The sequence below is a fragment of the Mycobacterium sp. THU-M104 genome, assembly GCF_049197365.1.
Taxonomy (GTDB): Bacteria; Actinomycetota; Actinomycetes; order Mycobacteriales; family Mycobacteriaceae; genus Mycobacterium.
Genome location: NZ_JBMIOP010000085.1, coordinates 1 through 9,051 on the forward strand (window position 1 = coordinate 1; position 9,051 = coordinate 9,051).

The 9,051-nt window shown below is 71.3% G+C and carries 10 protein-coding genes; 5 read left to right on the forward strand and 5 right to left on the reverse strand.

From position 1 onward, the window contains the following. Positions 1-981 (reverse strand): aminoacyl--tRNA ligase-related protein (locus ACOJVU_RS08175; protein ID WP_421529312.1); only part of this gene is annotated, 981 nt, incomplete at its 3' end. A 125-nt stretch (positions 982-1,106) separates the two neighbouring features. Here ACOJVU_RS08175 and ACOJVU_RS08180 point away from each other — a divergent pair. The 3 genes from ACOJVU_RS08180 to ACOJVU_RS08190 all read left to right on the forward strand — a co-directional run bounded on the left by ACOJVU_RS08180 (position 1,107) and on the right by ACOJVU_RS08190 (position 2,977). Beyond that, positions 1,107-2,348 (forward strand): septum formation family protein, encoded by a 1,242-nt coding sequence (locus ACOJVU_RS08180; RefSeq protein WP_421529313.1) that lies wholly within the window; start codon positions 1,107-1,109, stop codon positions 2,346-2,348. Between the two features lie 4 nt (positions 2,349-2,352). Then, positions 2,353-2,703 carry a metallopeptidase family protein gene (locus ACOJVU_RS08185; protein WP_421529314.1) on the forward strand — a complete coding sequence of 117 codons (351 nt, stop codon included), beginning with the start codon at positions 2,353-2,355 and terminating at the stop codon, positions 2,701-2,703. Between the two features lie 82 nt (positions 2,704-2,785). Beyond that, on the forward strand, positions 2,786-2,977 hold the full coding sequence (locus tag ACOJVU_RS08190) for a hypothetical protein (RefSeq protein WP_421529315.1): 192 nt from the start codon (positions 2,786-2,788) through the stop codon (positions 2,975-2,977). A gap of 1 nt (position 2,978) precedes the next feature. Here ACOJVU_RS08190 and ACOJVU_RS08195 read toward each other — a convergent pair whose 3' ends face one another. Both ACOJVU_RS08195 and pheA read right to left on the reverse strand, forming a co-directional pair. Then, positions 2,979-3,659 carry a histidine phosphatase family protein gene (locus ACOJVU_RS08195; RefSeq protein ID WP_421529316.1) on the reverse strand — a complete coding sequence of 227 codons (681 nt, stop codon included), beginning with the start codon at positions 3,657-3,659 and terminating at the stop codon, positions 2,979-2,981. Further along, positions 3,656-4,594: a prephenate dehydratase gene (pheA, locus tag ACOJVU_RS08200; protein ID WP_421529317.1), complete on the reverse strand. Its 939-nt coding sequence runs from the start codon at positions 4,592-4,594 to the stop codon at positions 3,656-3,658. Before pheA ends, ACOJVU_RS08195 begins: the two co-directional genes overlap by 4 nt. Positions 4,595-4,677: 83 nt before the next feature. Between pheA and ACOJVU_RS08205 the strand changes: the two genes are divergently transcribed. Together ACOJVU_RS08205 and ACOJVU_RS08210 are read left to right on the forward strand one after the other, a co-directional pair. Next, positions 4,678-5,478 (forward strand): DUF2470 domain-containing protein, encoded by an 801-nt coding sequence (locus ACOJVU_RS08205; protein WP_421529318.1) that lies wholly within the window; start codon positions 4,678-4,680, stop codon positions 5,476-5,478. A 10-nt stretch (positions 5,479-5,488) separates the two neighbouring features. Next, on the forward strand, positions 5,489-6,640 hold the full coding sequence (locus ACOJVU_RS08210) for an LCP family protein (RefSeq protein ID WP_421529319.1): 1,152 nt from the start codon (positions 5,489-5,491) through the stop codon (positions 6,638-6,640). 15 nt (positions 6,641-6,655) lie between these two features. On the opposite strand, the gene ACOJVU_RS08215 is transcribed toward ACOJVU_RS08210, so the two are convergent. Together ACOJVU_RS08215 and ACOJVU_RS08220 are read right to left on the reverse strand one after the other, a co-directional pair. Beyond that, positions 6,656-7,513, reverse strand: coding sequence for a glycerophosphodiester phosphodiesterase (locus tag ACOJVU_RS08215; RefSeq protein ID WP_421529320.1), 858 nt, complete (start codon positions 7,511-7,513; stop codon positions 6,656-6,658). Positions 7,514-7,517: 4 nt separating this feature from the next. Then, positions 7,518-8,579: a DUF4328 domain-containing protein gene (locus tag ACOJVU_RS08220; RefSeq protein ID WP_421529321.1), complete on the reverse strand. Its 1,062-nt coding sequence runs from the start codon at positions 8,577-8,579 to the stop codon at positions 7,518-7,520. Positions 8,580-9,051 lie beyond the last annotated feature (472 nt).

Genomic DNA, 9,051 nt, shown 5'->3' on the forward strand with positions numbered 1-9,051 from the left:
GGCGGCCGACGAGCCGAGGTCGCCCGCGGCGACGTCGATCACCCGGTACGGCACCTCGATCTGCGCCAGCATCTGGCGCTGCCAGCCCAGCAGCCGCCGGTGCTCGGCCTCGGCGTCGTCGGGCACGCAGTAGACGAAACCCTCCACCTTGTCGAACTGGTGCACCCGAATGATGCCGCGGGTGTCCCTGCCGTAACTGCCGGCCTCCCGCCGGAAGCACGACGACCAGCCCGCGTAGCGCAGCGGACCGCCGGACAGGTCCACGATCTCGTCGGCGTGGTAGCCGGCCAGCGGCACCTCCGAGGTGCCCACCAGGTACAGGTCGTCGGCCTCCACCCGGTACACCTCGTCGGCGTGGGCGCCGAGGAATCCGGTGCCGGCCATCACCTCGGGGCGCACCAGCACCGGCGGGATCATCGGGACGAAGCCGTTCTCGACGCCGAGCCGCAGCGCCAACTGCAGCAGGCCCAGCTGCAACAGCGCCCCGTGGCCGGTCAAAAAGTAGAATCGGGAGCCCGACACCTTGGCGCCGCGCTGCATGTCGATGAGGCCGAGCGACTCACCGAGCTCGAGGTGGTCTTTCGGGTCGACGATCGCGGCCGGCTCCCCGACGACGTCGAGGACGGCGTAGTCGTCCGCTCCGCCGGCGGGCACCCCCTCGATGATCACGTTGGAGATCGCCAGATGCGCGGCGGTGAACGCCGTCTCGGCCTCGGTCTGCGCGGATTCGGCGGCCTTGACCTGATCGGCGAGCTCCCTGGCACGCTGCAACCGGGCCGGACGTTCCTCGGCCGATGCGGCGCCCACGCTCTTGCTGGCGGCCTTCTGCTCGGCGCGCAGCGCGTCTGCCGACGAAATGGCGGCCCGGCGCGCTGCGTCGGCCGCCAGCAGGGCGTCGACGAGCCCCGGGTCCTCGCCGCGGCTGATCTGGGAACGGCGCACGGCGTCGGGGTCTTCGCGGAGCAGCTTGAGGTCGATCACGGCCCTGAGACTACTTTCGGCGCTGCGGCCCGCCGGCGGAGCGTCCCGCCCGGACAATCCCACGCAACGACAACCGCAACAGTGGCCACGCGGGTGTGCGACTCCTGTCAGAATGGAGCATCACAATGGAGCAGATGTCGGAATCCCCCGCGCCAGAAGCCCCGGAAGCCAGCACTTCGGCTGGACCGGGCCGGCCGCGCAGGCTGCGAGCCGCACGGGCGCGAGCCACGCGGCGCGGTCTGCTGCTCACCGCGCTCGGCGGCCTGATGATCGCCGGACTGGTGACCGCCATCCCGGTCGGCGGTACCGGGCCGGGGCGGCTGGCCGGTTACCTCGACGCGGACCCGGCCCCCAGGACGGGCACCAAGAACGAAGCAGCCTTCAACCGCGCCGTCGGCGGCGACTGCCTGATGTGGCCGGACGTCAGCCCGGAGTCCGCGTCTATCGTCACGTGCGCCGACGACCACAAGTTCGAGGTCGCCGAGTCCATCGACATGCGGACGTTCCCCGGCTCCGAATACGGACCCAAGGCCGAACCACCGTCGCCGGCCCGCATCCAGCAGATCACCCAGGAGCAATGCGAACCCGCGGTCCGCAACTACCTCGGATCGAAGTTCGACCCCAACAGCAGGTTCATGGTGAGCCTGCTGTGGCCGGGCGACCGGGCCTGGCGGCAGTCCGGCGACCGCCGCATGCTGTGCGGGCTGCAGCTGCCCGGCGCGCACGACCAGCAGCAGGTATTCACGGGCAAAGTCGCCGACCTCGACCAGTCCAAGGTGTGGCCGGCCGGCACCTGCCTGGGCATCGACCCGGCGACCAACCAGCCGATCGACGTCCCGGTCGATTGCGCGGCCCCCCACGCGATGGAGGTCACCGGCACGGTGAACCTGGCCGAGAAGTTCCCCGGACCCCTGCCCGCCGAGCCCGACCAGGACGCTTTCATCAAGGACATGTGCACGCAGATGACGGAGTCCTACCTGGCGCCCGTCAAGCTGCGCACCACCACCTTGACGCTGATCTATCCGACCGTCTCCCTGCCCAGCTGGTCGGCGGGCAGCCGGGAGGTGGCGTGCAGCATCGGCGCGACGCTGGGCACCGGGGGCTGGGCCACGCTGGTCAACAACGCCCAGGGCGAACTGCTCATCAACGGACAGCCGCCGGTGCCACCGCCGGACATCCCCGAGGAGCGGCTCGCGCTGCCACCGATCCCGATCCCGGTCCGGGCGCCGGCCAGTCAGCCCAGCGTGCCGGCGAACCCCGTCCCGCCGAACAACCAGCATCTCCCCCACCAGCAGCCGGCCGCACCTCCTCCCCCGGCTCCGGCCGCACCGCAGGCGCCGCCGGCCGAGGCCGCGCCGGGAGGCTAGGCGCGTGCCCGTGCGGATGGACCCGCACCAATTCGACGAGCTGGTCTCTGCGGCACTCGACCTGATCCCACCCGCGCTGGCCGCAGCGATGGACAACGTCGTCGTCCTGGTCGAAGAACGCCACCCCGACGACCCCGGACTGCTCGGGCTGTACGAGGGGGTGGCGCTGACCGAGCGGGACTCCGACTACGCCGGCTCGCTGCCGGACGCGATCACGATCTATCGCGAGCCGCTGCTGGACGCCTGCGCGTCCCACGACGATGTCGTCGAGCAGGTGGCGATCACCGTCATCCACGAGATCGCGCATCATTTCGGCATCGACGACGACCGCTTGGAGGAACTGGGTTGGTCCTGAGAGCAGCCCGAGCCCGCACCCGGTGCCGTCGCGCCGGGTGCGGCACCGGGGCTTTGCCGGCGCCGGATGCTATGAACGCCTGATGAGCCACGAATGCCGCGCGTGCCGGGCAGGCTTGGATCACTGTCACGGAACCCGGATCCGCCACGCACTGCACCGGTCGGAATGCACCGAAGCAGACTGTCACGGCCCCGAACCGGTGCCGCACACGTTCGTCGTCGACTGCGATGCCCTCGGCTGCGGATGCGCCGAATCGGTCGCGCTGGCCGTCTGATTCAGCCCAGCGGGTCGGTGCCCGAACGGACCGCGTCGGCGGCGGCCTCGGCTTCGGGGGCGAACGGCGGAGTCAGGGTTGCCCACCGCACGCAGCTCCACCGCCCGTCGGTGATCGGGGCCAACACCACCGACTCGGCGTTGCCAAGATGGTTGTCCAGCGCGAAACGTCCGTCCACCCCGGCCAGCACCGCCGCAACCAGGCGGATCGCCGCGCCGTGACTGACGACGACGATGTCGCCGCTCCACTGCTGGTCGTCGAGGTACCGCAAGCGCAGCTCGGTGAGCACCGGCACGTAGCGAGCCAGGACGTCGTCGGCGCTCTCCCCACCCGGTAGCCCGACATCGAACTCGCCGTGGTGCCACCGCTCGTAGACGGCGTTGAACTCCGCCACCGCCTCGTCGTCGCTGCGGCCCTCGAGCTCGCCGACCTGCACCTCGTGGAGGCCGTCGAACTCGGTCGCGGTCACGCCGAGCGCGGCCCCGATCACCGCGGCGGTCTGCGATGCCCGCGCCGCCACCGAATGCGCGAGCAGAGCCGGGCGCCCCCATCCCCGGGCAAAAGCGCGGGCCTGGTCGCGCCCCACGGAGGTCAGCTCCGCCCCGGGCGGGCGGGTATCGAGCCTGCGCTCGACGTTGCTGTAGGACTGGCCATGCCGCAGCAGCACCAGGCGCCCGCTCATGACGGCCTTCCTTCCCGCAGACCCATGAGCCAGCGAGACGCCTCGTCGGCGGCCGGTGGCAGGACCCCGGCGGGCGCACCCGTCGGCCAGGAACCCAGATATCGCACATCGGCACAACGACGGTGCAGCGCTGTGAGTGCCTCGGCGACGGCGTCATCGTCGATATGGCCGACGCAGTCGGCGAAGAACAGATAGGTGCCCAGCTCGGTGCGGGTCGGCCGGGACTCGATGCGGGTGAGGTCGATGCCGCGGATGCCGAATTCGGCCAGCGCGGACAGCAGGGCGCCAGGGGCGTTGTCGATGCGCAGCACCACCGAGGTGCGGTCCGCGCCGGTGCGGGCCGGCGGCGGCCCGGGCGGCCCGCACAGCACGAAGCGGGTGCGGGCGTTGGGTTCGTCGACCACGCCGTCGGCCAGGACACCCAGGCCCCAGTGGGCGGCGGCCAGGGGTGAGGTCACCGCGGCGTCCACCAGGCCGTCGGCCGCCTGCCGCGCCGCGTCGGCGTTGGAGTAGGCCGGACGCAGCTCGGCGCCGGGCACATTGGCGTCCAGCCACCGCCGCACCTGCGCCGCGGCCACGGGAAAGGCCGCCAGACTGCGCACGTCCGGGGAACCGGGGCGAGCTTCCAGGCCCGGCCTGACGACGATGCTGAACGCCACATCCAAGGTTGTCTCCGCGAAGACCTGCAGCGGGGAACCGATCGCCAGGCTGTCCAGTGTTGACATCACCGATCCGTCGATCGAGTTCTCGATCGGCACGCAGGCGAACTGGGCCGTGCCGGCGCGGACGGCGTCCAGCGTGGCGGGCGTGCTGTCCATGGGGAGCCGCGTCATCCCGTCGAGTTGTTGCTCGGGAACCAGGCCGGCCACCGTCATCTGCAGCAGCGCGGCCTCGGTGAACGTGCCTTCGGGGCCGAGGTATGCGATACGCACCACACCCAAACCCTAACGGCAGCTCGCCCGCTGACCTTGCGGCGTCCTCCCCGCTAAGTTAACTTAGGCTTACCTAAGGAGGTTGGATGTCACCGTTACCTGGCGCCGCGCCGACGACCGCCGAACGGATCCGCAGCGCGTGCGCCCGGGCCGGCGGCGTGCAGCTCGCCCTGGAGAGCGGCAGAGCGAACGAGGTCCCGTTCGCCACGCCCGTGCACCACCTGCTGCCGGACGGGTCCTTCGCCGTGGCCGTTGCGGCCGGCCGGGGTGGAGCTCCCGGCCGTGGCATCTGCGGATCCCAGGCCGTGCTGGAGCTCACCGACTACGCGCCGCTGCCGCTGCGGGAACCGGTCCGGTCGCTGGTCTGGGTGCGTGGCCGGGTGCGCAGTGTACCGTCGTGCGCCGTCACCGGCCTGCTCGACGAGATCGCCTCCGAGGATCCCCATCCCGCGCTGCTGGACGTGCACACACCCAGGTCACGGCGGTGCAGTGCGGACTCCCCCTACGCGCTGTTGCGGCTCGAGATCGCCTCGGTGGTGGTCGCCGACGCCACCGGCGCCGAGGCCGTCGGTGTGGACGACCTGCTCGCCGCCCGGCCCGACCCGTTCTGCGGTATCGAATCGACGTTGCTGTGGCATCTGGACACCGCGCACAACGACATCGTCGCCCGGCTGGTGTCCCGGCTGCCGGCACCACTGCGCCGCGGCCAGGTCCGCCCTCTCGGGCTGGACCGGTACGGCATCAGGTTCCGTATCGAAGCCGACGGCGGCGACCGCGACGTCCGGTTGTCCTTCCACCAACCGGTGCGCGACATGCCGGGACTCGGCCGGGCAATCCGGGCGCTGATGGGTTGCCCGTTCGCCAACGGGCTGCGCGCCCGCCGCTAAATTGGCGTAGGTGAACGGCGACCGATCACCGGAACGTCCCCGGACATCGCCGGACACCCGCGCGGAGCCGTCCCCGGTCATCCGCCGTCAACCGGCACCCTCGCGCGCTGCCGCGCGCCGCGGTGCTCCCCGCGCGCCGGCCCCACCGGTTCCCGCGCCCCGGCCTGAAGCGCCGCACCGGGCTCCGCGCGGGCGCGCCGGGCGCCGCTGGGTGCGGGCGATCGCCCTCAGCCTGCCGGCGGCCGTGCTGATCGCCGGCGCCGCCGTCGTCGGCGGAGCCGCGTGGCTGGACACTGCCTTGCATCGCACGCCGGCCCTGAACGCCTATCCCGACCGCCCCGGCCCCGGCCGTGGCACCAACTGGCTTCTCGTCGGTTCGGACAGCCGCCAGGGACTCACCGCGGCGCAGCAGCGGGAGTTGTCCACCGGCGGCGACATCGGCACCGGTCGCACCGACACCATCCTGCTGGTACACCTTCCCGCGTTGTCGAAACCCGCTGCGGCCACGATGGTGTCGCTTCCCCGCGACTCCTACGTGCCGATCCCGGGCCACGGCAGGGACAAGATCAACGCCGCATTCTCGATCGGCGGAGCAGCCCTGCTGACCCGGACGGTGGAGCAGGCCACCGGGCTGCGCCTGGACCACTACGCCGAGATCGGCTTCGGGGGATTCGCCGACCTGGTCGACGCGCTCGGCGGGGTGAGAGTGTGCCCGCAAGCCCCGGTCGACGACCCGCTGGCCGGCATCGCCCTGCCGGCCGGCTGCCAGACCCTCGACGGCCGCGGGGCGCTCGGCTACGTCAGGACCCGAGGCACACCACGGGCGGACCTGGACCGGATGGTCAACCAGCGGGAGTTCATGTCGTCGTTGCTGCGCCGCGCCGCCGATCCGGGTGTCTGGGTGAACCCGTGGCGGTGGTACTCGGTGCCGCACGCAGTCGCCGGCGCCCTGACTGTCGGCCGCGCCGACCACATGTGGGATCTGGCCCGGCTCGGCTGGACGCTGCACGGACACCCCACCACGATCACCGTCCCGATCGGCCGGTTCGCCAGCGCCGAAGCCGGTTCGGTCGTGGTCTGGGACCACGATGCGGCCTCCCAGCTGTTCGACGCGCTGGCCTCCGACGCGCCGGTACCCGCCGACCTCGACGGACAGCCCTGAGGGCGCCGACCGCGGCTAACCGGGCACGCCACCTGTCGCCGGCGGCCGGCCCCCGTCCAGACCGTCCGTGCGGCCGTTCTGCAGCCACGCCTTGGTGCGGCCCGGATGGTTCGTCGCGAGCCAGGCCACCCCGATGTCCCGGCAGAAGTCGATGTCCGGGTACTCGTCGACGCTCCAGCAGTACACCGCCCTGCCCTGCGCAGCGGCGCGGTCAACCAGTTTCGGATAGTCCTTCAAGGTCGCCAGCGACGGCCCGACGGCGGTAGCTCCGACAGCCGTGACCGCGCTGCTGGTCAGGTAGCGAGCCGTATTGCCGAGCAGCACCGTCGGCAACAGCGGCGCCGCGCGGCGGATTCGCCACACCGCCGCCGCCGAAAACGACATCACCACGGCGCGCGAGCGGTCGGCGGATGCCGGGGCGGCGATACCGAAGCGGTGTAGCAGCGCCAGAAGCTTGCTTTCCACCAGCGAGCCGTACCGCACCGGATGCTTGGTCTCGATGAAGAGCTTGACCGGCCGGTGCCAGTCCAGGACGACCGACACGAGCGAATCCAACGTCAGCAGGCCGGTGTCGCCGTGCGTGCCGTCCGCGCGCCAGCTCTCGTGCCACGCGCCGTACTCGTACTCGCGCAACTCGGCCAGCGTCATCGTGCTCACCAAACCGGCGCCCGTGGAGGTGCGGTCCAGCCGGCGGTCGTGCACACACACCAGGTGGCCGTCGCGGGTGAGCCGCACATCGCATTCCACGCCGTCGGCGCCCTCCTTGAGTGCGAGGTCGTAGGCGGCCAGCGTGTGCTCGGGCCGACCGGCCGAGGCACCCCGGTGGGCGACCACAAAGGGATGCCCGGCGAGCACCTCATCCGCCCACGTCATCCCACTATGCTGCCGGTTCCCGCCCCTGCAACTCAACAGGGCCGGCGGATTCGCGTGCCGGGGGCAGGTCCGGCTGGTCCGCGCCGACCGCCACCCAGCGATGCGCGGGGCGTTGCACCGGCTTGCGTTCGAAACCCTCGAAGACCCGGGAGAGCGCGGCCACGGTCACGGCCGCGAGAAGGTACGTCAACACCATCATGACCGTGTTGTTGGCGATGCCCTGGGCGTCGGTGGCGAAGCTGGTGGCGATCGCCGAGATCCACACCGCATAGCTGAACACCCACGCGATCCACCATTGCAGGATCGGCCTGCGCAGCCGGGCGTAGTGGCCTTCGACGACGGCCAACTCGATGACGTACACCGGAGCCCACACCACGTTGCCCAGCGGCATCACGCAGCCGGCCCAAAGGCTCCGGACCGAGCGCGGTTCCGGCAGTCCGTGATGCGCAAACACCGCGGCGCGCCGCGCGATCAGCCACCGGATCGCGGTCACTGCGCACGCGATCACCGTCGCGAATGCCGTAACGCTGGCCAGGATCCCGAGCCACTGCGCGGCCAGTGCCACCACCGAGTTGAGCAGCGTGTTGCGGTTGATCACCAACAGCACGTAGCGCACGACGTAGACCAGGGCCGCGAGGCCGAGCATCAGCACGCTCACGAACAGCGTGGTGCGCACCAACGCTGCCGTTGGCCCCGTCTTCGCCGGCGTCGGGGCCGGCGCGAAAGCCTGGTCGATCCGATCCGCCAGGCCCCAGCGCGGCATGACGGAGTAGCGCGGGGTGGGGCCACGGGAGCGCCGTCGGTAACGCGGGGGCGGGGCGGCACCCGGGCGCACCGCGATCCACCGGAAGCCCGGCGGCAGCTGCGGCCGCATGCGCTGCCAGCCGGGGGCGCCAGGCCCCCGGGACGGCGAAGGGCCACCGCCGGTGCCCCAGCGGGGGTCCGGCGAACCCGGCACCGGCCCCGACTCGGGCCCCAGCAGTGGGCCGCGACAGCGAGGACACCATTCGCGCCGTTGGTCGCGTACGTTCCACCGAGTGCCGCACTGGGAACACACCTGGATCACCGGACCAGCCTAAGGCGTGCGGGTGGGGCCGGTCGGACGTCGCCCACACGGCTTCGTCGCAGGGACGCCGACAACGATTCGCTATCCACAGTTTCCACAGCTTTATCCACAGTCTGCTCTCGCGTGCACGGCCCATAGCTACTGGCTGTTGCCCGTGGAGTGGGCCGCGGCTGTGGATGACCGCCGGTCCACCTCGTCATGGCGTCGACGGGCCGAGCCCGTAGCGGTCCGCTGCGTCATAGCCACCCGAAGATTCCGGCCCGTCGGCCGGAGCATTTTTCAGAACGCCTGCAAAGGGTTATGATCACCGTCACGCAACGTTACGTGTGACGGATCTCACGTCGGCTCCCGCTTCGGTGAGGCGCCGTACAGGTGGAGGGGGACTGATGACTACGCATTCGTTCGGTCCTGGTTCGCAGGGCCTGTCGAACTCGTATTCCGGCTCGCCCGCCTGGAACCACGGCAACAGTGT